Here is a 26,432-nt window from a genome sequence, read left to right as displayed (position 1 = left end):
ATTCAGGAGAAAAGATTGCAAAGAGCACGTTGTTACCTGCTGGGTGAGAAAACGGTCGTTCTGGAACTGGAACCGCCGATGACGTTGCAAAGTCAGCAACGTATCTGGGGCCTCGCCGAGCGCTTGAATCATCATGCCGAAGTACAGGAAGCGATTCCCGGCATGAATAACCTGACCGTGCTGCTGGAGCATCCGCAGCAGGTTGCGCTTGATGCCATCGAACGCCTGCAACGCTGGTGGGAAGACAGCGAATCGTTGGTGTTTGATCCTCGTGATATTGAGATCCCGGTCGTTTATGGCGGCGACGCCGGGCCGGATCTGGACGTTGTCGCTCACCATTGCAGTCTGACCGAACGTCAGGTGGTGGAAGCCCATGCCGCCGCCAGCTATGTCGTGTATTTCCTGGGGTTTCAACCGGGCTTTGCCTATCTGGGCGGGCTGGACGAACGGCTGCATATGCCGCGACGAGCGGAACCGCGTTTGCGGGTCGCTGCGGGCTCGGTAGGTATCGGTGGCGCGCAAACGGGTATTTATCCGTTGGCGACACCGGGCGGGTGGCAGTTGATCGGCCATACATCGTTAACGTTATTCAACCCACAAACCATGCCTCCTACTCTGCTGCGGCCCGGCGATAATGTTCGCTTTGTGCCTCAGAAGGGGGGCGTATGCTGAAAATTATTCATGCCGGACTGTATGCCTCGGTACAGGATACCGGCCGACAGGGGTTCCGCCGTCTGGGAATCAGTCAATCCGGCGCGCTGGATGTTCCCGCATTGAAACTGGCTAATTTGCTGGTGGGGAACGCGGAAGATGCCGCGGCACTGGAAATTACGCTGGGAAAATTTGTCGCCACGTTTACGTCGCCCTGTTGGGTCGCGCTGACCGGGGCTGACTGCCATGCCGATCTGGATGGCAAACCGTTATGGACCGGCTGGCGTTTTGCCGTAAAAGCCGGACAAACATTGAAAATGCATTTACCGCGACATGGTATGCGTAGTTATCTGGCGCTCTCCGGCGGCATCGACGTGCCGGAAGCGTTGGGATCGCGCAGTACCGATTTGAAAGCGGGGTTTGGTGGTTTTGCCGGGCGTTTGCTGGCGGATGGCGACGAGCTTTTGCTGGGAACCTCCACCCGATTGCCGACCAGGGAAACAGGGGTTAAACAGTTGCTGTTTGGAAACCGCGTGCGGGCGCTGCCTGGACCGGAATATCAGGAATTCAGTGAGGAGGCGCAAGAAACATTCTGGCGAACCCCCTGGCACCTGAGTCCGCAGAGCAATCGGATGGGATATCGGCTGCAAGGACCCGAACTGAGACGAACGACGCAGCGTGAAATGTCGTCGCATGGGTTACTGCCGGGCGTGGTGCAGGTGCCGCATAACGGTCATCCGATCGTGTTGTTGGCCGATGCCCAAACGACGGGAGGCTATCCGCGCATCGCCTGTGTGATTGAAGCCGATCTTTATCATTTGGCTCAAATTCGTCTTGGCGAACCGATCCATTTTATCCGTTGTACGCTGACCGACGCTCAGCAGGCGGCACAAGAACAGCAGCGTTATCTGGAACAACTGGCGTGGAGGCTGCATGATTATTGATCTGAATGCCGATCTGGGTGAAGGTGGCGAAAACGATGAAGCGTTGCTGAAGTTGGTCAGTTCGGCAAACATAGCCTGTGGGTTTCATGCAGGGGATGCGCAAACCATGCGACAGTCGGTGCGTTGGGGAATTGACTATGGCGTAGCATTGGGCGCACATCCGGGGTTTCCCGATCGTGAAAACTTTGGGCGCAGAGAGATGAATTTGCCTGCGGAGACGGTCTTTGCGCAGGTGCTTTATCAGATTGGCGCGCTGAATGCGATCGTGGCGGCGGAAGGCGGTAAACTGGCGCACGTAAAGCCGCATGGCATGCTTTACAACCAGGCGGCGCGTGAACCTGCACTGGCGGATGCTATCGCACGGGCGGTCAAGATGATTAATCCGGCGCTGCGTCTGGTTGGACTGGCGGGCGGTGAACTGATTCGTGCAGGGCAGCGCCTTGGGTTGACGACGCGTCAGGAAGTGTTTGCCGATCGGTGTTATCAGCCTGATGGCTCACTGGTTCCCCGCAAGCAGTCGGGCGCGTTGATCAACAGCGATGAACTGGCGTTGGCGCAAACGCTGGAAATGATTCAGCGGCAACGGGTGCGGGCCAGCGACGGTTCCTGGGTGCATGTACAGGCGGATACCGTGTGTGTGCATGGTGATGGCCTGCACGCGCTGACGTTTGCACGCAAATTGCGCAACTGTTTCACTCAACATCAGATACAAGTGGTGGCCGCGTAATCATCCGCCCTCTGCGTATTTTAATGATGGTCTAAGTGAGGACTGATGAAAACCGTACTGATAACGGCGTTTGAATCTTTCGATGGTGAGGCGGTTAACCCATCATGGGAAGCGGTAAAAGTGTTTCATCAGCGTGAAATCGCCGGGGCCAGAGTGGTAACCAGCCAGTTGCCTTGTGTATTTGGATTGTCTCTGGAGCAACTCTATCGGGAGATTGCGCAGTGGCAGCCTGACGTTGTGATTGCCGTCGGTCAGGCTGGAGGGCGGGCCGATATCTCCGTTGAGCGTGTGGCGGTGAATATTAACGATGCGCGTATTGCAGATAATCGCGGCAATCAACCCATCGATACGTCGGTTATTGAAAAAGGCCCGGCGGCCTATTTCTCAACGTTGTCGGTAAAATCGCTGGTACAGGCACTGCATGAGGCCGGCGTGCCTGCCTCCGTGTCGCACACGGCGGGGACATTCGTCTGTAATCATGTGATGTATGGTTTGTTGCATTTTCTGCATCAGCAGGGCGATGTGATGCGGGGCGGGTTTATCCATGTCCCGTATTCGCCAGAACAGGCTACGCGCCATCCGGGCGCGCCAAGTATGCCAACCGGCATGGTAACAAATGCGCTGGAAATTATTATCAGGCAATCCCTGCTGGTACGGGATGATGTTGCACAGACCGGCGGCGCATTACATTAGCGGGTCGTTTTTCACATCTGAATGATAAAGCGATGGGCGGCCTCATCGTCGCGCTGTTTATTATGGAGAAGACATGCCGGAAGGACCAGAAATCCGCCGTGCGGCCGACAGCCTGGCCGCTGCGGTGGTCGGTAAAACGCTGAGCCACGTTTGGTTCGCTTTCCCTGAATTGAAACCGTATGAGCCGGTGCTGACAGGGCAGCGCATTGAACAGATCGTAACGCGCGGCAAAGCGCTGTTAACCTGCTTCAGTAATGGACTGGTTCTTTACAGTCACAACCAGCTCTACGGCATATGGCGCGTGGTCAGGGCCGGAGAGACGCCGCAAACCAAGCGCGATCTGCGCATCCGGCTGGAAACGCGGGATGCCGCTATTCTGCTTTATAGCGCTTCCGATATTGAAATGTTGACCACTGAGACTCTCTCGGCACACCCTTTCCTGCAACGTATCGGCCCCGATGTGCTCGATTTATCGCTGACGATGGAAGCGGTGCGTGAGCGATTACTGTCTCCGCGTTTCCGACGGCGGCAGTTCAGCGGTTTATTGCTCGATCAGGCATTTCTGGCCGGATTGGGGAATTACCTTAGGGTTGAAATTCTCTGGCATGCTCAGCTGGCGCCACAACATACCGCGCAGCAGTTAAGTGCGGATCAACTGCTGAGGTTGAGCCAGGCATTGATCGATATTCCTCGCCTGTCCTACAACACGCGTGGCGAGGTGGATGACAACCGCCACCATGGTGCGATTTTCACTTTTAAGGTTTTTCATCGGGAAGGCGAGGCGTGTGTACGCTGCGGCGGTATGATTGAGAGGACCGTTCTGGCTTCACGTCCGTTCTACTGGTGTCCCCACTGCCAGAGATAACGCATTCGGGAATAATAAAGGCCGGCATTTTCGCCGGCCTTTATTTCGTTTGACTGAACGGATTAATCGTTTTTCAGCTTGGATTGGAAATCTCGCTTGTCGTAGCCCGTATACAACTGGCGCGGACGAGCAATCTTGATGCCGTCGTCGTGCATTTCGTTCCAGTGAGCAATCCAGCCAACCGTCCGCGCCATGGCGAAGATAACGGTGAACATGGAGGACGGGATCCCCATCGCTTTCAGGATGATGCCTGAATAGAAATCGACGTTTGGATACAGTTTCTTCTCAATGAAGTACGGGTCGTTCAGCGCGATATTTTCCAGCTCCATCGCCACTTCCAGCAGGTCGTCTTTACGGCCCAGCTCTTTCAGCACTTCATGGCAGGTTTCACGCATGACGGTTGCACGCGGATCGTGGTTTTTATAAACACGGTGGCCGAAGCCCATCAAACGGAAGGAGTCATTCTTGTCCTTCGCGCGCTCAATGAACGCAGGAATGTGTTCAACGGAGCTGATTTCTTCCAGCATGCGCAGACAGGCTTCGTTCGCGCCACCGTGCGCCGGTCCCCACAGCGAGGCGATCCCCGCGGCGATACAGGCGAATGGGTTGGCGCCGGAAGAGCCGGCGGTACGTACGGTAGAGGTTGACGCATTCTGTTCGTGGTCGGCGTGCAGGATCAGAATGCGATCCATGGCGCGTTCCAGCACCGGGTTCACCACGTATTCTTCACAAGGCGTGGAGAACATCATGTGCAGGAAGTTACCGGCATAGGACAGGTTATTCCTTGGATAAACAAAGGGTTGGCCAAGGGAATACTTGTAACACATGGCTGCGACGGTCGGCATTTTTGACAGCAGACGATAGGCGGCAATTTCGCGATGACGCTCAATGCTGATATCCAGCGAATCGTGGTAGAACGCCGCCAATGCGCCGGTTACACCACATAATACGGCCATGGGATGCGAGTCACGGCGGAAACCGTGGAACAGACGGGTAATCTGCTCGTGGATCATGGTGTGACGGGTTACCGTGGTTTTAAATGTGTCGTATTGCTCTGGTGTCGGCGCTTCGCCGAACAGCAGAATGTAACACACTTCCAGATAGTTGGATTTTTCCGCCAACTGAGCGATCGGGTAACCGCGATGTAACAAAATGCCCTCATCACCGTCGATATAGGTAATTTTGGATTCGCAGGACGCCGTAGAGGTAAAGCCCGGATCGAAGGTGAACAAGCCTTTAGAGCCAAGGGGACGGATGTCTATTTCATCATATCCCAACGTACCGGACAGGACTTTTAGTTCAATCGGATCTTTACCATCTAGAGTAAGCGTTGCTTTTTTATCAGCCATTTACAGTCTCCTTAGCGCTTTAATTTTAAATTTTTTCACTGAAGAAATACCGTCATGCCTGTACACCGGATCAATCGCTGCCGGTGAAACTCTGTTGCGACACGTTTTGTCGATGAGGGCACAGAGTTGGGCGATGGCAATAAGCCCGCCGCATTCAGGATGAAAACATCGTTCTCCAGGTAATTAACAATTCTCGGGATTAAATTCTCAGAATTAATTGTAGTCATTACCTATGACTTTTACGTGGGTTCTCTCCATCCACTGTTACATAAGTTATGCCAGCGGGGAAGAGTAACCATAGTGCTTTGACACATCATAAGAAATTTAGTGCCCTAGTTGTAATTTAAATGTTGAAGTTTTGTCAAATTAGATAATCAATTTTATATAAATTGTGAAATTCGTGATCTAAATCACTGTTCAAGGGAAATGTTACCAAACAATTTGTATGGGAATTGTAATAGGAATGTGAAGGACCTATACTGCCGCCAGGTCTCCGGAATACCCTGCAGTAGGAGCACCCAGTATGAAAGGATCATGCGCTGTTTGGACACCGGAATGTCGATGTTTGAGCGCGTACCGTAAATCCGGTTTCACGGTTTTCGACTTTCATGCTGTCTGACCTCATTCAGGTCCGGAGGAAGATACAATAATAAAAGCTGTGTGGGCAAATTCGTGAAAAAACAAAGACCTGTCAATCTGGATTTGCAGACGATCCAGTTTCCCGTTACTGCGATAGCATCTATTCTTCACCGCGTCTCCGGCGTTATTACCTTTGTCGCTGTCGGTATTTTACTGTGGCTGTTAGGTTTATCCCTTTCTTCTGAAGAGGGGTTCTTACAGACTGCCGCGATTATGGATAGCTTCGTGGTTAAATTTATCGTTTGGGGCATCCTCACTGCGCTGGCCTATCACATTGTGGGTGGTTTACGTCACCTGATGATGGATTTCGGCTATATCGAAGAAGACCTGGCAGCGGGTAAACGTTCTGCAAATATCTCCTTTATTATTACTGTCGTGCTTTCACTTCTGGCTGGAGTCCTCGTATGGTAAGCAATGCTTCTGCGTTAGGACGCAATGGCGTACACGATTGGTTGCTGATTCGCGCTTCTGCCATCGTCATCGTGCTGTATGTGATTTATATCGTTGCTTTTGTTGTCACTGCCAACGAAATCACTTATGAAGCCTGGCGTGGCTTTTTCGCTATGGCTCTCACCAAAGTATTCACACTGTTAACGTTATTTTCCATCCTGGTACATGCATGGATAGGGATGTGGCAAGTGCTGACCGACTACATTAAACCGCTGGCCCTGCGCCTGACTTTACAGTTGGCGATCGTGGTTGCGCTGTTGGTGTACGTCATTTATGGAACTATCGTGGTGTGGGGTGCGTAATGAATTTGCCAGTCAGAGAGTTTGATGCAGTGGTTGTCGGTGCCGGTGGCGCAGGTATGCGTGCCGCACTGCAAATATCCCAGATGGGCCTTTCCTGCGCCCTGTTATCCAAAGTCTTCCCGACCCGTTCCCATACTGTGTCTGCACAAGGCGGTATCACTGTTGCGCTGGGCAATACCCATGAAGACAACTGGGAATGGCACATGTATGACACCGTGAAAGGGTCTGACTACATCGGCGACCAGGATGCCATTGAATATATGTGTAAAACCGGACCGGAAGCGATTCTGGAACTGGAGCATATGGGCTTGCCGTTCTCACGCCTTGATGATGGCCGCATTTATCAGCGTCCGTTTGGGGGGCAGTCAAAAAATTTTGGCGGCGAGCAGGCCGCTCGTACGGCTGCCGCCGCTGACCGTACCGGCCATGCGCTGTTGCATACCTTGTACCAGCAGAACCTGAAAAACCATACCACCATTTTCTCCGAGTGGTATGCGCTGGATTTGGTGAAAAATCAGGATGGCGCGGTGGTTGGCTGTACCGCTATCTGTATCGAAACCGGCGAAGTGGTTTATTTCAAAGCTCGCGCAACCGTACTGGCGACGGGCGGTGCAGGCCGTATTTACCAGTCCACGACCAATGCGCACATTAATACCGGCGACGGCGTTGGCATGGCATTGCGCGCCGGTGTGCCCGTGCAGGATATGGAAATGTGGCAGTTCCATCCGACCGGTATCGCGGGAGCCGGCGTGCTGGTGACCGAAGGCTGTCGTGGCGAAGGGGGCTATCTGCTGAATAAGCACGGTGAGCGCTTTATGGAGCGCTATGCGCCGAATGCCAAAGATCTGGCCGGCCGCGACGTGGTTGCCCGCTCCATCATGATTGAAATTCGTGAGGGGCGCGGCTGTGAAGGGCCGTGGGGGCCTCACGCCAAGCTGAAGCTGGATCATCTGGGCAAAGAGGTGCTGGAATCTCGTCTGCCGGGCATTCTGGAATTGTCTCGCACCTTTGCTCACGTCGATCCGGTCAAAGAACCGATCCCGGTTATTCCCACCTGCCACTATATGATGGGCGGTATTCCGACCCGAGTCAGCGGTCAGGCGCTGACGCTTAACGAAAAGGGCGAGGATGTCGTGATCCCGGGTCTGTTTGCCGTTGGCGAGATCGCTTGTGTATCGGTACACGGCGCAAACCGTTTGGGCGGTAACTCGCTGCTCGATCTGGTGGTCTTCGGCCGCTCTGCGGGTATGCATCTGCAAGAGTCGCTGGAAGAGCAGGGCGTAAGCCGTGACGCCAGCGAGTCGGACATTGAAGCGTCGCTTGACCGCCTGAATCGCTGGAACAACACCCGTTCTGGTGAAGATCCGGTTGAAATCCGCAAAGCGCTGCAATCCTGTATGCAGAACAATTTCTCGGTCTTCCGGGAAGGGGATGCGATGGCGAAAGGGCTATCCGAGCTGAAAGTAATCCGCGAGCGTCTGAAAAATGCGCGTCTGGATGACACCTCTACCGAATTCAATACCCAGCGTATTGAATGCCTGGAATTGGATAACCTGATGGAAACCGCTTATGCAACAGCGGTTTCTGCCAACTTCCGTACCGAAAGCCGTGGCGCGCACAGCCGTTTCGACTATCCTGAACGTGATGATGAAAATTGGTTATGTCATTCGTTGTATCTGCCGCATACCGATAGCATGACGCGCCGCGAGGTGAACATGCAGCCTAAATTACGTCCGGCGTTCCCGCCGAAAATACGTACTTATTAATAGCGGAGATCAGACGATGAAACTCGAATTTTCTATTTATCGTTATAACCCGGATGTTGATGATGCGCCGCGGATGCAGGATTACTCGCTGGAAGCAGAAGAAGGGCGGGACATGATGTTGCTGGATGCGCTGATTCTGCTCAAGGAACAGGATCCGACACTGTCGTTCCGCCGTTCCTGCCGTGAAGGCGTGTGTGGTTCTGACGGCGTCAACATGAACGGTAAAAATGGCCTGGCCTGTATCACGCCGATTTCGGTATTGCGCCGCGGAAACGGTAAAATCGTCATTCGTCCTCTGCCGGGATTGCCAGTTGTGCGTGATTTGGTAGTGGACATGGGACAGTTCTATGCTCAATATGAGAAAATAAAACCTTACCTGTTGAATAATGGGAAAAATCCACCGGCGCGCGAGCATCTTCAATCACCGGAGCAGCGTGCAAAACTGGATGGTTTGTATGAATGTATCATGTGCGCCTGTTGCTCGACGTCTTGTCCGTCGTTCTGGTGGAACCCGGACAAGTTTGTTGGACCTGCCGGGCTGCTGGCGGCGTACCGTTTCCTGATCGACAGTCGTGATACGGAAACCAAGCCGCGACTGGACGGGCTTGACGATGCTTTCAGCGTTTTCCGCTGTCACAGCATCATGAACTGCGTCAGCGTTTGTCCGAAAGGGCTGAACCCGACACGCGCCATCGGCCATATCAAGTCGATGCTGTTACAGCGCAGCGCCTGATGACGTTAATGCCGGTATTGTAATGGAAAGTAGTTATAAATAAGTCGTCAAGACATGTATGCCCCCCGGTAGTGATTGCCAGGGGGCCGCAGGAAATCTTTAAAAACCGGCTTACGCGCCAGAACCGGTTTTTAAAGGTTCCTTAACGGATAATGGATATCCTGATAGCGCGTACTGAAATACGACAAGTGAACCGTTTACGGCAACCGATTTTATACGGCACTAATTACATGTTAACCACGGCGAAAACTGAAGCTTATTAGCTTAAGGGATCATGATGCAGAACGGCGCAATGAAGGCCTGGCTGGATTCCTCCTATCTGGCGGGCGCAAACCAGTCCTACATAGAACAGCTCTATGAAGATTTTTTAACCGATCCGGATTCTATCGATCTCAGCTGGCGCTCGATCTTCCAGCAACTGCCTACTACTGGGGTCAAACCAGATCAACTCCACTCCAAAACGCGTGAGTATTTCCGTCGTTTGGCGAAAGATTCATCACGCTTTGCCTCATCGGTTACCGATCCTGATAAGGATGCCAAACAGGTCAAGGTGTTGCAGCTGATCAACGCTTTCCGCTTCCGTGGGCATCAACAGGCGAATCTGGATCCGATTAATCTGCGTCCTCAGATACCGGTTGCTGAACTGGATCTGGATTATCATAACCTGACGCCGGATGATCTACAGGAAACCTTCAACGTCGGCTCCTTTGCGATTGGCAAAGACACCATGAAGCTGGCGGATCTGTACGAAGCGCTGAAACGCACCTACTGTGGCTCCATCGGCGCTGAATATATGCACATTACCAGCACGGAAGAGAAACGCTGGATTCAGCAGCGTATCGAATCGGTGATGGGACAGCCGTCATTTACGGCGGAAGAAAAGCGTCGCTTCCTGAAAGAATTAACCGCGGCCGAGGGGCTGGAACGTTATCTGGGGGCCAAATATCCCGGAGCCAAACGTTTCTCGCTGGAAGGCGGGGATGCGCTGGTGCCGATGCTGAAAGAACTGATTCGTCATGCCGGCAATAACGGTACCCATGAAGCCGTGTTGGGGATGGCGCACCGCGGCCGTCTGAACGTGCTGGTCAACGTGATTGGCAAAAAGCCTCAGGATCTGTTCGACGAATTTTCCGGCAAACATAAAGAACACCTCGGCACGGGGGATGTGAAATATCATCAGGGTTTCTCTTCTGATATTGCAACCGACGGCGGGCTGGTTCACCTGGCGCTGGCGTTCAACCCTTCGCATCTGGAGATCGTCAGTCCGGTGGTGACGGGGTCGGTGCGTGCTCGTCTCGATCGTCTGGGTAACCAGAGCGGCCCGCGCGTACTGCCGATAACCATTCATGGCGATGCGGCCATCAGCGGTCAGGGCGTGGTTCAGGAACTGTTGAACATGTCGACGGTGCGTGGTTATGAAGTCGGCGGCACGCTGCGTATTGTTATCAACAACCGTATCGGTTTTACCACCTCTAACCCATTGGATATCCGGTCGACAGAATACTGTACCGATATCGGCAAGATGGTTCAGGCGCCGATTTTCCACGTGAATGCCGACGATCCGGAAGCGGTTGCGTTCGTGACCCGTCTGGCTCTCGATTTCCGTAATACTTTCAAACGTGATGTGTTTGTCGATCTGATTTGTTATCGCCGTCATGGTCATAACGAAGCGGATGAACCAAGCGCTACGCAGCCGATGATGTATCAGAGGATCAAAAAACATCCAACGCCGCGTAAGGTGTATGCCGATCGTCTGGAACAGGGAAAAGTCATTACGCTGGAAGACGCGACCGAAATGGTTAATCTGTACCGGGATGCGCTGGATGCCGGCGAGTGCGTGGTGGAAGAGTGGCGTGAGATGGATATGCAGTCCTTTACCTGGGCGCCATATCTGAACCACGAATGGGATGAGCCGTATCCGAATAAAGTTGAAATGAAACGTTTGCAGGAGCTCGCCAAACGTATCAGTGAGGTGCCGGAAGGTATCGACATTCATCCCCGCGTTGCCAAGGTTTATAACGATCGTGCCGAGATGGCGCTCGGTAATAAACCGTTTGACTGGGGGGGGGCGGAAACTCTGGCTTACGCCACATTGGTGGACGATGGTATTCCTATTCGTCTGTCAGGTGAGGACACCGGGCGTGGGACGTTTTTCCATCGTCACGCGGTTGTTCACAATCAGAAAAATGGTTCCAGCTATACGCCGTTGAGTCATGTGCATAATGCGCAAGGCGTGTTCAATGTCTGGGACTCCGTACTGTCCGAAGAAGCGGTACTGGCGTTCGAATACGGTTATGCCACGGCGGAACCTCGCACGTTGACGATCTGGGAGGCGCAGTTCGGCGACTTCGCCAATGGCGCCCAGGTGGTGATCGATCAGTTCATCAGTTCTGGCGAACAGAAATGGGGGCGGATGTGCGGTTTGGTCATGTTGCTGCCGCATGGGTATGAAGGGCAGGGGCCGGAACACTCCTCAGCCAGACTTGAGCGTTATCTGCAGTTGTGTGCTGAACAGAATATGCAGGTTTGTATTCCATCAACGCCAGCTCAGGTTTATCACATGCTGCGCCGTCAGGCGTTGCGCGGTATGCGTCGTCCATTGATTGTGATGTCGCCAAAATCACTGCTGCGTCATCCGCTGGCAATCTCGTCTCTGGATGAGTTGGCTAACGGTCATTTCCAGCCGGCGATTGGCGAAGTTGACGACCTGGATCCCAAGGCGGTCAAACGCGTCGTTCTCTGTTCCGGTAAGGTTTACTATGATTTAGTGGAGCAGCGTCGTAAGAACGAGCAGAAAGATGTGGCCATTGTGCGTATCGAACAGCTTTATCCGTTCCCGCATCAGGCCGTTCTGGCGGCACTTGAGCCATTCGCGCATGTGCTTGATTTCGTGTGGTGTCAGGAAGAACCGCTGAATCAAGGGGCTTGGTATTGCAGTCAGCATCATTTCCGTGAAGTGGTTCCATTTGGGGCCGCTTTACGTTACGCCGGACGCCCCGCATCGGCTTCACCCGCCGTTGGTTACTTGTCCGTACATCAGAAACAACAACAAGCTCTGGTTAATGACGCGCTGAACGTTGATTAAATAAAAGGATAGATAATGAGTAGCGTAGATATTCTCGTTCCTGACTTGCCTGAATCGGTAGCCGACGCCACTGTGGCGACCTGGCACAAAAAACCAGGCGATAGCGTCCAGCGTGACGAAGTGCTGGTCGAGATTGAAACTGACAAAGTTATTCTGGAAGTTCCTGCTTCTGAAGCCGGTATCCTGGATGCTGTACTGGAAGATGAAGGTGCCACGGTGACGTCTCGTCAGGTATTGGGCCGCCTTCGTGCAGGAGACAGCTCCGGTAAAGAAACCAGCGAGAAATCACAGAGTAAGGAATCTACTCCGGCACAGCGCCATACCGCTGCGTTGGAAGAAGAGAACAATGATTCACTCAGCCCGGCTATCCGCCGTCTGATTGCGGAACACGATCTCGATGCTGCCGCGATTAAAGGTAGCGGCGTCGGTGGACGTATTACCCGCGAAGATGTTGATAAACATCTGGCTGAGCAGAAGAAAAGCACCAGGAAAGAAGAGAAGCCAGCGGCGCCTTCTTCCCCGGAACCGGCTCTTGGCGGTCGCAGCGAAAAACGCGTACCGATGACGCGTCTGCGTAAACGCGTTGCCGAGCGGTTGTTGGAAGCGAAGAACAGCACCGCGATGTTGACGACGTTTAATGAAGTCAGCATGAAGCCCATCATGGATCTGCGCAAGCAGTACGGCGAGGCTTTCGAGAAGCGTCATGGCGTGCGCCTGGGCTTCATGTCTTTCTACATCAAGGCGGTGGTCGAAGCGCTGAAACGCTATCCGGAAGTTAACGCTTCCATTGATGGCGAAGATGTGGTTTACCACAACTATTTCGATGTCAGCATCGCCGTATCAACGCCGCGCGGTCTGGTTACGCCGGTATTGCATGATGTCGATGCATTGGGTATGGCTGATATCGAGAAAAAAATCAAAGAGTTGGCTGTTAAGGGCCGTGATGGGAAACTGACCGTTGAAGAACTGACGGGCGGTAACTTCACGATTACCAACGGCGGCGTGTTTGGCTCTCTGATGTCTACGCCGATCATCAATCCGCCGCAAAGTGCGATTCTTGGCATGCATGCGATTAAAGATCGTCCGATGGCTGTGGATGGTCAGGTTGTTATCCTGCCGATGATGTATTTGGCGCTGTCCTACGATCATCGCCTGGTCGATGGTCGGGAGTCTGTCGGCTTCCTGGTGACAGTGAAAGAAATGTTGGAAGATCCTGCTCGTCTGTTGCTGGATGTCTAATCGAATCGGGCGGTAGTCAGTAAAGGCTTACCGCCCAAAAATGTGTGCTATGCAGGCCGTTTTTGTCAGCGGCTTTATCCAAAATATCAGAGCGTCCAGAGACGAATGGTCATCACTTCATCCGGGTTATTTCCGGCATGAGTGTCGACTGATAAAAAATAAGTCCAACGACGTATCTTCAAACCTAAATGGATAGAACATCATGAATTTACATGAATATCAGGCAAAACAGCTCTTTGCTCGATATGGTTTACCGGCTCCGACCGGCTATGCCTGCACCACACCGCGTGAAGCGGAAGAGGCCGCATCGAAAATTGGTGCCGGCCCGTGGGTGGTTAAATGTCAGGTTCACGCGGGTGGCCGCGGTAAAGCGGGCGGCGTCAAAGTCGTTAGCAACAAAGAAGATATTCGCGCGTTTGCTGAAAACTGGTTGGGTAAAAACCTGGTGACCTATCAGACAGACGCAAATGGACAACCGGTTCATCAGATTCTGGTTGAAGCGGCTACCGATATTGATAAAGAACTTTATCTGGGCGCGGTCGTCGATCGCGGCAGCCGTCGCGTGGTGTTTATGGCATCAACGGAAGGCGGCGTCGAGATTGAAAAAGTCGCGGAAGAAACGCCCGAACTGATTTATAAAGCGGCGCTGGACCCTCTGACGGGGCCACAGCCTTATCAGGGGCGTGAGTTAGCCTTTAAATTAGGGTTAAGCGGCAAACAGGTCGCCCAGTTCACCAAAATCTTCATGGGTCTGGCAACGATGTTCCTGGAGCGCGATCTGGCGCTGGTAGAAATCAATCCGCTGGTTATCACCAGTGAAGGCGATCTGGTTTGTCTGGATGGCAAACTGAGTGCGGATGGCAATGCGCTGTTTCGTCAGCCTGAACTGCGTGAAATGCGCGATCCAAGCCAGGAAGACTCCCGTGAAGCGCATGCGGCGCAGTGGGAACTGAACTATGTGGCGCTGGACGGTAACATTGGTTGCATGGTGAACGGCGCCGGTCTGGCAATGGGAACCATGGACATCGTTAAACTGCATGGCGGCGCGCCCGCCAATTTCCTTGATGTGGGCGGCGGTGCAACCAAAGAGCGCGTGACTGAAGCGTTCAAAATTATTCTGTCCGATGACAAAGTGAAAGCCGTACTGGTGAATATCTTTGGCGGTATCGTGCGTTGCGATTTGATCGCTGACGGTATCATCGGCGCGGTAGCCGAAGTGGGCGTTAACGTACCTGTGGTTGTCCGTCTGGAAGGGAACAATGCGGATCTGGGCGCCAAAAAATTAGCAGACAGCGGCCTGAATATCATTGCTGCGACCAGCCTGACGGATGCGGCTCAGCAAGTTGTTGCGGCAGTAGGGGGTAAATAATGTCCATTCTGATCAATAAAAATACCAAAGTTATCTGTCAGGGCTTTACCGGTAGTCAGGGGACTTTCCACTCAGAGCAAGCACTTGCTTACGGTACACAGATGGTCGGTGGCGTAACGCCGGGTAAAGGTGGTAGCGAGCATCTGGGGTTGCCGGTTTTCAATACCGTGCGCGAAGCGGTTGAAGCGACTGGCGCAACCGTCTCTGTCATTTATGTACCCGCCCCGTTCTGTAAAGACTCCATTCTGGAAGCGATTGATGCGGGCATCGAGCTGATCATTTGTATTACTGAAGGTATCCCGACGTTGGATATGCTGACGGTGAAGGTCAAGCTGGAACAAAGCGGCGTCAGGATGATTGGTCCGAACTGTCCGGGCGTGATTACGCCAGGTGAATGTAAGATCGGTATCATGCCGGGCCACATTCACCTGCCGGGCAAAGTGGGTATCGTCTCCCGTTCCGGAACGCTGACGTATGAAGCGGTAAAACAGACCACGGATACCGGTTTGGGGCAGTCCAGCTGTGTGGGTATCGGCGGCGATCCGATTCCAGGTTCCAACTTCATTGATATCCTGAAGCTGTTTGAACAGGATCCGCAGACCGAAGCTATCGTCATGATCGGTGAAATCGGGGGAACGGCGGAAGAAGAAGCCGCAGCATACATTAAAGATCACGTGACCAAGCCGGTAGTAGGCTATATCGCGGGTGTGACGGCGCCAAAAGGCAAGCGCATGGGCCATGCCGGCGCGATTATCGCCGGGGGGAAAGGAACCGCCGACGATAAATTTGCCGCTTTGGAAGCCGCAGGCGTGAAAACGGTACGTAGTCTGGCGGACATTGGTGAGGCGGTCAAAGCGGTTCTTTCCCGCTGAGACGGCAATAAGCAAAGATGCGTTAATGTATTACACTATTAATGTTCGACATGTTTGGCCACCTTGTGTGGCCTTTTTTATAGGAAAAAACAGTCTATTCAATCGTTTTTCACAGAAAAATTGGCTTGTTAATAAAACGCAACAAGGTGATAACAATATGGATACGTAAATATAATCGGCAATACGGAAAAAAGACAAAAAAAACAAAAATTAGTAAGTTCGTCATTTCAGGACAAATAATCGATTTTAAAGTAAAAAATATATTGCTGAATTAATTTTTATATCAACCGTAATATCACATGAATTTAACAATGCAAACAAACATGAAATTAATGCAAGCCCATAATTAACAAAAGGGAGCTAAATTGCGCTAGATCAAAATTCACCTCTGGATATATTTTTAGAAATACGATTAAATTGCGGCAAATCAATTATTGCCAAAGGTACTCTCCGATAGGGAAGTTGATTTGAAACCAAAAACCCAATCTGCGTCACGTAAAAACCTATTTATTGTAGGGGATTACAGGCGTAATATACCGCTACCCACTCTCGGGTAGGATATTAGTGATCTTTCTTTGGCTTGCTGTTGGATTTGCCGATTTATTTGTCGGCTTATGTTAAGCCTGTGCTAAAGCAATTTTTTGTTGTGTTCTCTTTTGGGTGTTTACTGCCGGGTTTTTAGCGGCTTGTCAGCTTCTGCAAGCTAAAACCATCCTGCGAGGAGCAAGGAGTCAAGATGTTTGATATAGTCGAACTGTCACGCTTACAGTTTGCCTTAACTGCGATGTACCATTTTCTATTCGTACCATTGACGCTGGGGATGGCGTTCTTGCTGGCGATTATGGAAACGGTATATGTGCTGTCTGGTAAACAAATCTATAAAGATATGACCAAGTTCTGGGGCAAGTTATTTGCAATTAACTTTGCTCTGGGCGTTGCGACCGGGCTGACCATGGAGTTTCAGTTTGGTACCAACTGGTCATATTTCTCACATTATGTCGGGGATATTTTTGGGGCGCCGCTGGCCATTGAAGGGTTGATGGCATTCTTCCTTGAATCCACATTTGTTGGCTTGTTCTTCTTCGGCTGGGACCGTCTGGGAAAAGTACAACACATGGCGGTTACCTGGCTTGTTGCATTGGGCTCAAACTTTTCTGCGCTGTGGATCCTGGTCGCAAACGGCTGGATGCAGAACCCCGTCGCCTCTGATTTCAATTTTGAAACCATGCGTATGGAAATGGTGAGCTTTGCCGATCTGGTATTGAACCCGGTAGCGCAGGTGAAATTTGTTCACACTGTCGCCGCGGGCTATTGTACCGGCGCCATGTTCATTTTGGGTATCAGCTCTTACTATCTGCTGAAAGGCCGCGATATCGCCTTCGCCAAACGCTCTTTTGCTATTGCAGCCAGTTTCGGTCTTGCTTCCGTGTTATCCGTTATCGTACTGGGTGATGAATCCGGTTATGAGATGGGCGACGTGCAGAAAACCAAACTTGCCGCTATTGAAGCTGAGTGGGAAACGCAGCCGGCGCCGGCTTCCTTTACCCTGATTGGTTTACCGAATCAGGATAGTATGGAAAACAACTACGCGATCAGGATCCCTTATGTTCTGGGTCTGATTGTTACGCGTTCTACCGATAAGCAGGTGACTGGCCTGAAAGAACTGATGGAAATGCATCAGGTTCGTATCCGTAATGGTATGAAAGCTTATCAACTGCTTGAAGAACTGCGTGCGGGTAACGCCGATCCTGCCGTTAAAGAAGCATTTAACCAGTCCAAACAGGATCTGGGATACGGCATGTTGCTGAAACGCTATACGCCAAAAGTGGCTGATGCGACAGAAGCGCAAATTCAACAGGCAACCAAAGACTCTATTCCACGTGTCGCGCCGTTGTACTTCTCTTTCCGCATCATGGTGGCCTGCGGCATCCTGATGTTGCTGATCATCGGCCTGTCTTTCTGGACCGTGCTGCGTGGAAAAATTGGTCAGAGAAAATGGCTGCATCGTGCAGCACTGTACGGTATTCCATTGCCGTGGATTGCGGTTGAAGCAGGTTGGTTTGTTGCCGAATATGGCCGTCAACCCTGGGCCATCGGTGAGATTCTGCCGACTGCGGTTGCAACCTCATCATTGACCGCTGGAGATATTCTGTTCTCCATGGCGCTGATTTGTGGTCTGTATACGCTATTCCTGATCGCAGAAATGTACCTGATGTTCAAATACGCCCGCCTTGGTCCAAGCAGTCTGAAAACAGGGCGCTACCATTTTGAACAACCGTTAGCGGTTGCGCAGGAAGCACGGTAAACAGGAGTCCACTATGTTTGAATATGAAGTCTTGCGTTTTATCTGGTGGCTGTTGATCGGCATCCTGCTGATTGGTTTTGCTGTCACCGATGGTTTTGACATGGGGGTTGGGGTACTGGTTCGTCTGATGGGGCGTGGAGATACCGAGCGTCGCGTGATGATTAACAGTATTGCGCCGCATTGGGACGGAAACCAGGTGTGGCTGATCACGGCGGGCGGCGCGTTGTTTGCCGCCTGGCCGATGGTCTATGCCGCGGCGTTTTCCGGCTTCTACATCGCGATGATTCTGGTGCTGGCATCATTGTTCTTCCGCCCGGTTGGTTTTGACTATCGTTCAAAAATCGAAGATCCGCGCTGGCGCAATATGTGGGACTGGGGCATCTTCATCGGTAGTTTTGTACCGCCGGTCGTGATCGGTGTGGCCTTTGGCAACCTGTTGCAGGGGGTGCCGTTCCATGTGGATGAATACTTGCGTCTGTACTACACCGGCAATTTCTTCCAGCTGCTCAATCCGTTTGGCCTGCTGACAGGTATTGTCAGCCTGACCATGATTGTGGCGCAGGGGGCGACCTATCTGATGATGCGGACGACTGGCGACTTGCATGTGCGTACAAAATCGGCAGCACAGATTTCCGCGTTGGTCATGATGGTTACGTTCGTGCTGGCGGGTATCTGGGTCGTTTACGGAATTGACGGCTATGTCGTGACATCCGTGATGAACACAGCGGCGGAATCTAATCCGTTACACAAAGAAGTGGCGCATCAGGCGGGTGCCTGGTTGATTAACTTCAACAATCATCCGGTTCTGTGGGCGATTCCTTTGTTAGGCGCGGTATTACCTCTGCTGACCATCGCTACCGCCAGAATGGAAAAAGGGGCGTGGGCTTTCCTGTTCTCCTCACTGACTATTGCTTGTGTGATCCTGACGGCGGGCGTTGCCATGTTCCCGTTCATCATGCCATCGGTAACGGCGCCGAATGTCAGCCTCACGATGTGGGATGCGACGTCCAGCCTGCTGACCCTGAAAGTGATGACGGTGGTGGCGATCATTTTCGTCCCGATAGTGCTGTCTTACACGGCCTGGTGTTACTACAAAATGTTCGGACGGATTACCAAAGAACATATTGAGCAAAACACCCACTCTATGTACTAAGTAAGGAGCTTAATTTATGTGGTATTTTGCCTGGATACTCGGAACGCTTCTTGCTTGTTCACTAGGGATTATCACTGCCCTGGCGTTTGAGCAGAGCGAGGCAAACAAAGCGACCGAAGATAAAACTCAATGAGTGATTTGGTCGATAAACTCTATCGCCTGATGGATAAGAGCCCGCTAAGGGCTCTTTCCCTTATCATGGCCCTTCTGGCGGCCGGTTGTATTTTCTGGGACCCGGCGCGTTTTGCCGCCCGGACCAGTGAACTATCCGTATGGCAGGGGTTTTTGCTGATTTGGGCGGTGTGCGCCGGCGTGGTCCATGGCGTCGGTTTTCGTCCTCAGCGACTGTGCTGGCGTGCGTTTTTCTCCCCGCTTCCAGCCTTTGTGATCCTGAGCGCAGGTTTGTATTACTTCTTTAGCTAGAATGGCCGCCTATTCCATTTGGTTATGGGTTGCTTGCAACCCATAATTATTTTCTTTCCGCAGTCACAATCCATTCCAAACCTCATATCTCTTGCGTATAGTAGCGATGTTTATTGCATTACCGGGATGTAGAGTGAGTAATACGTTATTCCGCTGGCCAGTTAGGGTCTACTTTGAAGACACTGATGCTGGAGGTGTTGTCTACCACGCGCGCTATATCGCCTTTTATGAAAGGGCGAGAACAGAGATGCTGCGGGAGCGCAATTTTCACCAGCATGCTTTAATGCGTGAGCATGTTGCTTTTGCTGTTCGCCGGATGACGGTGGAGTATCTTGCCCCGGCGCGCCTTGACGATATGTTGGAAGTGCAAAGCGAGATCGTTTTGATACGTGGCGCTTCTCTGACTTTCGCGCAGCGCATTCTCAATTCACATGGTATTTTATTGAGCCATGCTGAAGTTTTGATCGCATGTATCGATCCACATCAAATGAAGCCAATTGCGCTTCCTAAGTCTATTGTCGCGGAGTTTAAGCAGTGACTGACATGAACATTCTTGATTTGTTCCTGAAGGCAAGCCTTCTGGTCAAACTAATCATGCTGATTTTAATCTGTTTTTCCATCGCTTCCTGGGCGATTATCATTCAGCGAACCCGTATTTTGAATGCGGCGACGCGTGACGCAGAAGCGTTTGAAGATAAGTTCTGGTCCGGTATCGAACTCTCACGCTTGTATCAGGAAAGCCAGACTCGCCGCGATAGCCTGACGGGTACGGAACAAATCTTTTATTCAGGTTTCAAAGAATTTGCACGCTTGCATCGGGCAAACAGTCATGCGCCGGAAGCGGTTGTGGAAGGCGCTTCCCGTGCGATGCGTATCTCCATGAACCGCGAGCTGGAAACGCTGGAAACACATATCCCGTTCTTAGGTACGGTAGGCTCCATCAGTCCGTATATCGGGTTGTTTGGTACCGTGTGGGGGATTATGCATGCATTTATCGCTCTGGGGGCGGTTAAGCAGGCAACCTTGCAGATGGTTGCGCCTGGTATCGCCGAAGCCCTGATTGCAACGGCGATTGGTCTGTTCGCGGCAATCCCCGCTGTTATGGCATATAACCGCCTTAACCAGCGAGTGAACAAGCTGGAACAGAACTATGACAACTTTATGGAAGAGTTCATCGCCATCCTGCATCGTCAAGCTTTCTCCAGCGATAACAGCAAATAATCAGGGGGAAGCATGGCACGAGTACGCAGAGGACGTCGTGAACTGAAGTCCGAAATCAACATTGTCCCATTGCTTGACGTCTTGTTGGTGTTGCTGCTGATTTTTATGGCGACGGCTCCGATTATCACGCAGAGCGTTGAAGTTGATTTGCCTGAAGCGACGGATTCGAAAACGGTCTCCAGCAATGATAACCCTCCGGTAATCGTTGAAGTTTCCGGCGTCGGGCAGTACAGCCTGGTGGTAGAGCAGAATAGGATGGAACAGTTGCCGGCTGAACAGGTGATAGCAGAAGCGCAATCCCGGTTGGCGGCCAATCCCAAGACGGTCTTTTTGATTGGCGGTGCAAAGGATGTTCCCTATGATGAGATCATCAAAGCGCTGAACCTGCTGCATCAGGCCGGGGTTAAATCCGTTGGTTTGATGACGCAACCGATTTAAATGAGCTAATCACCGCAATGATCGTTAGGTCTATTTCTGGCAACACTGTTTTTGGGAATCGCTTGTGCTAAAGGCAACCGAACAAAACGATAAGCTGAAACGCGCCGTTATTATTTCGGCTGTTTTGCATGTCATACTGATTGCTTTGCTGATCTGGAGTTCGTTAACTCAAACGATGGATGCCAGCGGCGGTGGCGGCGGTGGTTCGTCAATTGATGCTGTCATGGTTGATCCCAGCGCCGTCGCCGAACAATACAACCGGCAGCAACAGCAGCAAACGGATGCAAAACGCTCTGAGCAATTACGCAAAAAACAGGCTGAGCAACAGGCTGAAGAATTGCAGCAGAAGCAGGCCGCGGAGCAACAACGGCTGAAGGAACTGGAAAAAGAACGTTTGCAGGCCCAGGAAGAGGCCAAAAAGCAGGCGCAGGAACAGGCTCAACAGCGTAAACAGGCTGAAGAGGCGGCTCAACTGGCGAAAGAACAGCAAAAACAGGCTGAAGCCGCGGCTGCGAAAGCAAAAGCCGAAGCGGAGCAACAGGCGAAAGCGGCGGCGGACGCGAAGAAGAAGGCGGAAGAAGAAGCCCGGCAACAAGCTGCCGCTGCGGCGGCAGCGAAGAAACAGGCGGAAGACGAAGCCAGGGCAAAAGCCGCTGAAGCGGCCAAAGCCGAAGCAGCGAAAGAAGCGGAGCTGGCAAAGCAAAAAGCAGCAGCGGAAGCCGCTAAGAAAAAAGCCGAGGCTGACGCCGCCAAGAAAGCGGAAGCGGCTGCCGCAGCCAGGAAAGCAGCAGAAGATAAGAAAAAAGCAGCCGCTGAGGCGGCCAGGCAGGAAAGTGCGGTCGATGATTTGCTGGGAGGCCTGGCATCATCCCAAAACGCCCCTAAATCGGGCGGCGGTGCGCCTGCCGGTACAGGTAATAACGCGAAGAGCGGCGCGTCTGGCGCGGCGCTCGACAGTTACGGTAGTCAGGTTCGTGCAGCAATCCAGAGCAAGTTTTACGACTGGCAGTTGTATAAAGGCCGAACCTGTACATTACGCATCAGGCTGGCTCCTGACGGTTTGTTGATCGATGTGAATGCTGAAGGTGGCGATCCTGCCTTGTGTCAGGCGGCGATTGCCGCGGCGAAACAGGCGAGAATTCCGAGGCCGCCAAGTTCAGATGTTTATGAGGCTTTCAAAAATGCGCCGATAGATTTTAAACCGCAGTAACCCGGGCTGTTTACCCATATAGGTTTAAGATTATTACTATGGTAAGCAAACCAGGTTATGGTGTTTTGTTGACATTGGTTTGTTTTTGTTAAAATTCTGCTAATTTATCGCAGACGCTTCGTCTGGATAAGGGAGATGAAATGAAGCAGGTACTTAAAGTCGCATTAAGCTTTTTAATGCTGTTTGCCGCAGTGGCGCAAGCGGAAGTACGTATAGAGATTACCCAGGGGGTAGACTCCGCCCGTCCGATCGGCGTCGTTCCTTTCAAATGGGTGGGAGCGGGTGCCGCGCCTGAAGAGGTGGGTGGTATTGTGGGGGCTGACTTGCGTAACAGCGGCAAGTTCAATCCGATCGATGCCAACCGTATGCCTCAGCAACCGGCGACAGCGTCTGAAGTCACACCCGCCGCCTGGACGGCATTGGGCATTGATGCCGTCGTTGTCGGACAGGTTCAGCCTGGCGCAGACGGCAGCTATGTTGTTTCTTACCAACTGGTGGATACTTCCGGTAACCCCGGCAGCGTATTGGCGCAGAATCAGTTCAAGGTGACCAAACAATGGTTACGTTATGCTGCGCATACCGCCAGTGATGAAGTGTTTGAAAAGCTGACCGGCATCAAGGGGGCGTTCCGCACCCGTATCGCTTATGTTGTGCAGACTAACGGCGGTCAGTTCCCTTACGAATTGCGCGTTGCGGATTACGATGGCTTTAACCAGTTTGTCGTACACCGTTCCCCTGAACCGCTGATGTCTCCAGCCTGGTCTCCGGATGGCAGCAAACTTGCCTACGTAACCTTTGAAAGCGGTCGTTCCGCGCTGGTTATCCAGACTCTGGCAAACGGTGCCATTCGACAGGTTGCGTCATTCCCTCGTCATAACGGGGCGCCCGCTTTCTCGCCGGATGGCAGTAAGCTGGCATTTGCATTGTCTAAAAGCGGTAGTCTGAATCTGTATGTGATGAACCTGGGGTCTGGCCAAATCAGTCAGGTAACCGATGGTCGCAGCAATAACACCGAGCCAACCTGGTTCCCTGATAGCCAGACGCTGTCCTATACTTCTGATCAGGCCGGACGTCCTCAAGTATATAAAGTGAATGTTAACGGCGGTTCACCGCAACGCCTGACCTGGGAAGGTGCCCAGAATCAGGACGCTGAAGTGAGCGCCGATGGTAAATTTCTGGTAATGGTGGGCTCCAATAGTGGCGTCCAGCACATTGCCAAACAGGATCTGGTAACGGGAGCCGTACAAGTACTAACGGACACGTTCCTGGACGAAACGCCGAGTATCGCACCGAATGGCACCATGGTTATCTATAGCTCTAAACAGGGCTTGGGTTCCGTGCTACAGCTGGTTTCGACTGACGGGCGTTTCAAAGCGCGTCTTCCGGCGACTGATGGACAGGTTAAATTCCCTGCCTGGTCTCCGTATCTATAAGTGCAGATATGTACAATAAACTATTCAAAGGACATAAAGAGATGCAATTCAATAAAGTGCTGAAAGGCCTGATGTTGGCTCTGCCGGTGCTGGCAGTTGCCGCATGTAGCTCAAACAAAAATGCGGACAATGATCAGTCTTCAATCGGTGCCGCTGGTGGTAACGGTGCGTTTGATAGCAGCGCCTCTTCGGAGCAGGCTCGTCTGCAGATGCAGGAATTACAGCGTAACAACATCGTATACTTCGATCTGGATAAATACGATATTCGCTCTGATTTCGCACAAATGCTGGACGCCCATGCTGCATTCCTGCGTAGCAACCCGTCTTACAAAGTGACTATCGAAGGTCACGCGGACGAACGCGGTACGCCTGAATACAACATCGCTCTGGGTGAACGCCGTGCCAACGCGGTACAAATGTATTTGCAGGGTAAAGGCGTTTCCTCTGATCAGATCTCTATCGTATCTTACGGTAAAGAAAAACCAGCCGTTCTGGGTCATGACGAAGCGGCATATGCCAAAAACCGTCGTGCCGTTCTGGTATATTAAGAGTATCGCATGAACAGTAACTTCAGACGTCACTTGTTGGGTCTGTCGTTACTGGTTGGCGTAGCGGTCCCCTGGGCCGCTACTGCCCAAGCGCCAATCAGTAATGTCGGCTCTGGCTCGGTAGATGATCGAGTCACTCAACTAGAGCGTATTTCCAACGCTCACAGCCAGCTTTTAACTCAACTTCAGCAACAGCTCTCTGATACGCAGCGCGATATTGACAACCTGCGTGGGCAGATTCAGGAAAGTCAGTATCAACTGAATCAGGTTGTTGAACGACAAAAACAGATCTATCAGCAGATTGATGGATTGAGTTCATCGTCATCAGCCGCAGCGACGCCAACAGACGGTTCGCCAGCTGCAAGTACGGATAGCGGAGCCGCAAATAATGCGGCGCCAACCGCGTCCTCCGGTGATATGAACAGTGATTACAATACGGCGGTTGCGCTGGTACTGGAGAAAAAACAGTACGATCAGGCAATCAGCGCATTTCAGGCTTTCGTCAAAAAATACCCGGATTCGACTTATCAACCCAATGCCAACTACTGGCTTGGGCAGTTGAATTACAATAAGGGTAAAAAAGACGATGCTGCCTACTATTTTGCCAATGTTGTGAAAAATTATCCCAAATCGCCGAAAAGCTCCGAAGCGTTATTTAAGGTTGGGGTGATCATGCAGGAAAAAGGGCAGACGGATAAAGCCAAAGCCGTTTACCAGCAAGTCGTAAAAATGTATCCCAATACGGAAAGTGCGAAACAGGCTCAAAAGCGCTTATCCGCATCGTGATCGCTTTCGTCCGTCAGGCACAAAAGTTGCGCGTTATGGGCAATTTTTGTGCCTGAACGTCTTAAGAATAAGCAGTCGAACTATTTTTATAGAAAATAGGTTGCGCTGAAAATTTAAATTAGTAATATATGCCGCCGTTGCCAAGGCAAGAACGAAACGCCAAAGCAGCATGAATTGGGGGCGCGGAGAGCAATTGATTTTTAATCAATTTGCCGACACCACTCACCAATTACAGCAGTAAGTTTTAAGCAGTTCCGCGTTGCGGGTCGTTAGCTCAGTTGGTAGAGCAGTTGACTTTTAATCAATTGGTCGCAGGTTCGAATCCTGCACGACCCACCAATTACATCAGTAAGTTTTTAAGCAGTTCCGCATTGCGGGTCGTTAGCTCAGTTGGTAGAGCAGTTGACTTTTAATCAATTGGTCGCAGGTTCGAATCCTGCACGACCCACCAAATAAATCAGCTAGTTACGTTCTGTAACGTCTAAAAACCCTTGAAAATCAGTGTGATATCAGCATGAACATAAGACTGTGCCGATAATGTGCTCGAATACCTGAAAAAAGACATCTTCTCCCATACCGACAAGAAACCGATCGCGGACATCAGGCCACAAAGAAATGTGGGACGTGTTGCGAAAAATGGAAAAACGCGGCGTGTTGGATAAGCTGAAGAAAACCCGTCAGGTTTGCCGACAAATTTTCACCTATGCCACTATTTCAGACCGGGCCGAAACTAACCCGGTGACGGATTTGGCCGGTGCCCTGATAGCGCCTAAAAAACAGCGTTTCCCGCATCGCTTTGCTGGTGAGCTGAATTCATTCCTGAACGCTCTAAGCGGCTACAGCGGCGGCTGATTACTCAGATAGCTACTTGCCTGCTTATGCTAACTGGATTGCGCACAGTCGAACTGAGAGCGGCAGAATGGACAGAAATCGACTTTGACAAGGAAATATGGCAGACCCCGTGGAACGTATGAAAATGCGTCGTCCTCACCTTGTGCCATTCTCAGAGCAATGCGCAGTATCTTGATAGTCGCCGAGAAATGCTTCAATGGTATGCGGCCTACATAGACAGCCTTGAGAAAGGCGATAATGTGGGCATCGGGTATTCGGCAAGAAAAGCGCATAACGCGGCCCAGAGGCTTTTATGGCTGCATTATTGCCTTGACAACTTGCCTACCATAGAATGGAAACGGCTTTTTTGAGGGGGGCATGGGTAAGTGTATTTCAGATT

General features: G+C 51.8%; 25 protein-coding genes, 2 tRNA genes and 1 pseudogene. 27 read left to right on the top strand and 1 reads right to left on the bottom strand.

Annotated features, from left to right (window positions below; translation table 11 throughout):
* Positions 1-15: 15 nt before the first annotated feature.
* From pxpB to nei, 5 genes are all read left to right on the top strand, one after another.
* Positions 16-672, top strand: a complete 657-nt coding sequence (gene pxpB, locus DDT52_RS12860) for a 5-oxoprolinase subunit PxpB (protein ID WP_136156709.1) — start codon at positions 16-18, stop codon at positions 670-672.
* Positions 666-1,595, top strand: a complete 930-nt coding sequence (pxpC, locus tag DDT52_RS12855; protein ID WP_136156708.1) for a 5-oxoprolinase subunit PxpC — start codon at positions 666-668, stop codon at positions 1,593-1,595. Before pxpB ends, pxpC begins: the two co-directional genes overlap by 7 nt.
* Positions 1,585-2,322 (top strand): 5-oxoprolinase subunit PxpA, encoded by a 738-nt coding sequence (gene pxpA, locus DDT52_RS12850; protein ID WP_136156707.1) that lies wholly within the window; start codon positions 1,585-1,587, stop codon positions 2,320-2,322. Before pxpC ends, pxpA begins: the two co-directional genes overlap by 11 nt.
* A gap of 45 nt (positions 2,323-2,367) precedes the next feature.
* On the top strand, positions 2,368-3,015 hold the full coding sequence (gene pcp, locus DDT52_RS12845) for a pyroglutamyl-peptidase I (RefSeq protein WP_136156706.1): 648 nt from the start codon (positions 2,368-2,370) through the stop codon (positions 3,013-3,015).
* 73 nt (positions 3,016-3,088) lie between these two features.
* Positions 3,089-3,880, top strand: coding sequence for an endonuclease VIII (nei, locus tag DDT52_RS12840; RefSeq protein WP_136156705.1), 792 nt, complete (start codon positions 3,089-3,091; stop codon positions 3,878-3,880).
* 62 nt (positions 3,881-3,942) lie between these two features.
* Here nei and DDT52_RS12835 read toward each other — a convergent pair whose 3' ends face one another.
* A complete protein-coding gene (locus DDT52_RS12835; protein WP_109053682.1) occupies positions 3,943-5,229 on the bottom strand; it encodes a citrate synthase in 1,287 nt (428 codons plus the stop codon).
* A 660-nt stretch (positions 5,230-5,889) separates the two neighbouring features.
* Between DDT52_RS12835 and sdhC the strand changes: the two genes are divergently transcribed.
* From sdhC to DDT52_RS21185, 22 genes and pseudogenes are all read left to right on the top strand, one after another.
* Positions 5,890-6,279 (top strand): succinate dehydrogenase cytochrome b556 subunit, encoded by a 390-nt coding sequence (gene sdhC, locus DDT52_RS12830; RefSeq protein WP_136156704.1) that lies wholly within the window; start codon positions 5,890-5,892, stop codon positions 6,277-6,279.
* A complete protein-coding gene (gene sdhD / locus DDT52_RS12825; RefSeq protein WP_136156703.1) occupies positions 6,273-6,620 on the top strand; it encodes a succinate dehydrogenase membrane anchor subunit in 348 nt (115 codons plus the stop codon). Before sdhC ends, sdhD begins: the two co-directional genes overlap by 7 nt.
* Positions 6,620-8,386 (top strand): succinate dehydrogenase flavoprotein subunit, encoded by a 1,767-nt coding sequence (gene sdhA / locus DDT52_RS12820; protein WP_109053679.1) that lies wholly within the window; start codon positions 6,620-6,622, stop codon positions 8,384-8,386. Before sdhD ends, sdhA begins: the two co-directional genes overlap by 1 nt.
* 16 nt (positions 8,387-8,402) lie before the next feature.
* Positions 8,403-9,119: a succinate dehydrogenase iron-sulfur subunit gene (locus DDT52_RS12815; RefSeq protein WP_109053678.1), complete on the top strand. Its 717-nt coding sequence runs from the start codon at positions 8,403-8,405 to the stop codon at positions 9,117-9,119.
* A gap of 277 nt (positions 9,120-9,396) precedes the next feature.
* The gene (gene sucA / locus DDT52_RS12810) at positions 9,397-12,204 is read left to right on the top strand and encodes a 2-oxoglutarate dehydrogenase E1 component (RefSeq protein WP_136156740.1); all 2,808 of its coding nucleotides are present in this window, start codon (positions 9,397-9,399) and stop codon (positions 12,202-12,204) included.
* A gap of 15 nt (positions 12,205-12,219) precedes the next feature.
* Positions 12,220-13,443 carry a 2-oxoglutarate dehydrogenase complex dihydrolipoyllysine-residue succinyltransferase gene (gene odhB, locus DDT52_RS12805; protein ID WP_136156702.1) on the top strand — a complete coding sequence of 408 codons (1,224 nt, stop codon included), beginning with the start codon at positions 12,220-12,222 and terminating at the stop codon, positions 13,441-13,443.
* Between the two features lie 202 nt (positions 13,444-13,645).
* Complete coding sequence (gene sucC, locus DDT52_RS12800) at positions 13,646-14,812, top strand: ADP-forming succinate--CoA ligase subunit beta (RefSeq protein ID WP_136156701.1); 1,167 nt, start codon at positions 13,646-13,648, stop codon at positions 14,810-14,812.
* Positions 14,812-15,684 carry a succinate--CoA ligase subunit alpha gene (sucD, locus tag DDT52_RS12795; protein WP_109053674.1) on the top strand — a complete coding sequence of 291 codons (873 nt, stop codon included), beginning with the start codon at positions 14,812-14,814 and terminating at the stop codon, positions 15,682-15,684. Before sucC ends, sucD begins: the two co-directional genes overlap by 1 nt.
* A gap of 736 nt (positions 15,685-16,420) precedes the next feature.
* Positions 16,421-17,989 carry a cytochrome ubiquinol oxidase subunit I gene (gene cydA / locus DDT52_RS12790; RefSeq protein ID WP_136156700.1) on the top strand — a complete coding sequence of 523 codons (1,569 nt, stop codon included), beginning with the start codon at positions 16,421-16,423 and terminating at the stop codon, positions 17,987-17,989.
* 13 nt (positions 17,990-18,002) lie between these two features.
* A complete protein-coding gene (gene cydB / locus DDT52_RS12785) occupies positions 18,003-19,142 on the top strand; it encodes a cytochrome d ubiquinol oxidase subunit II (RefSeq protein ID WP_109053672.1) in 1,140 nt (379 codons plus the stop codon).
* Between the two features lie 16 nt (positions 19,143-19,158).
* Entirely contained in the window at positions 19,159-19,275 is a 117-nt protein-coding gene (gene cydX, locus DDT52_RS12780; RefSeq protein WP_109053671.1) for a cytochrome bd-I oxidase subunit CydX, read from the top strand.
* The gene (ybgE, locus tag DDT52_RS12775; RefSeq protein WP_136156699.1) at positions 19,272-19,565 is read left to right on the top strand and encodes a cyd operon protein YbgE; all 294 of its coding nucleotides are present in this window, start codon (positions 19,272-19,274) and stop codon (positions 19,563-19,565) included. The genes cydX and ybgE overlap by 4 nt, the downstream gene beginning before the upstream one ends.
* 133 nt (positions 19,566-19,698) lie before the next feature.
* Positions 19,699-20,103 carry a tol-pal system-associated acyl-CoA thioesterase gene (gene ybgC / locus DDT52_RS12770; RefSeq protein WP_136156698.1) on the top strand — a complete coding sequence of 135 codons (405 nt, stop codon included), beginning with the start codon at positions 19,699-19,701 and terminating at the stop codon, positions 20,101-20,103.
* Positions 20,100-20,786, top strand: coding sequence for a Tol-Pal system protein TolQ (gene tolQ, locus DDT52_RS12765; protein ID WP_109053668.1), 687 nt, complete (start codon positions 20,100-20,102; stop codon positions 20,784-20,786). Before ybgC ends, tolQ begins: the two co-directional genes overlap by 4 nt.
* A 12-nt stretch (positions 20,787-20,798) precedes the next feature.
* Positions 20,799-21,224, top strand: a complete 426-nt coding sequence (tolR, locus tag DDT52_RS12760; protein ID WP_109053667.1) for a colicin uptake protein TolR — start codon at positions 20,799-20,801, stop codon at positions 21,222-21,224.
* Between the two features lie 64 nt (positions 21,225-21,288).
* A complete protein-coding gene (gene tolA, locus DDT52_RS12755) occupies positions 21,289-22,434 on the top strand; it encodes a cell envelope integrity protein TolA (protein WP_136156697.1) in 1,146 nt (381 codons plus the stop codon).
* A 140-nt stretch (positions 22,435-22,574) separates the two neighbouring features.
* Positions 22,575-23,867, top strand: coding sequence for a Tol-Pal system beta propeller repeat protein TolB (gene tolB, locus DDT52_RS12750; protein ID WP_136156696.1), 1,293 nt, complete (start codon positions 22,575-22,577; stop codon positions 23,865-23,867).
* A gap of 41 nt (positions 23,868-23,908) precedes the next feature.
* Positions 23,909-24,415 (top strand): peptidoglycan-associated lipoprotein Pal, encoded by a 507-nt coding sequence (gene pal, locus DDT52_RS12745; RefSeq protein ID WP_136156695.1) that lies wholly within the window; start codon positions 23,909-23,911, stop codon positions 24,413-24,415.
* A 9-nt stretch (positions 24,416-24,424) separates the two neighbouring features.
* A complete protein-coding gene (gene cpoB, locus DDT52_RS12740; RefSeq protein ID WP_136156694.1) occupies positions 24,425-25,201 on the top strand; it encodes a cell division protein CpoB in 777 nt (258 codons plus the stop codon).
* 263 nt (positions 25,202-25,464) lie between these two features.
* A tRNA-Lys gene (locus DDT52_RS12735) sits at positions 25,465-25,540 on the top strand.
* Positions 25,541-25,576: 36 nt separating this feature from the next.
* Positions 25,577-25,652, top strand: a tRNA-Lys gene (locus DDT52_RS12730).
* Between the two features lie 79 nt (positions 25,653-25,731).
* A pseudogene (locus DDT52_RS21185) lies at positions 25,732-26,213 on the top strand (tyrosine-type recombinase/integrase); the annotation flags it as partial.
* Positions 26,214-26,432: the final 219 nt, after the last annotated feature.

The sequence above is a fragment of the Brenneria roseae subsp. roseae genome (genome assembly GCF_003115845.1).
Classification (GTDB): Bacteria; Pseudomonadota; Gammaproteobacteria; order Enterobacterales; family Enterobacteriaceae; genus Brenneria; species Brenneria roseae.
Note: the sequence above shows the minus strand (reverse complement) of the source record. Positions and strands in the feature narration are given on the sequence as shown.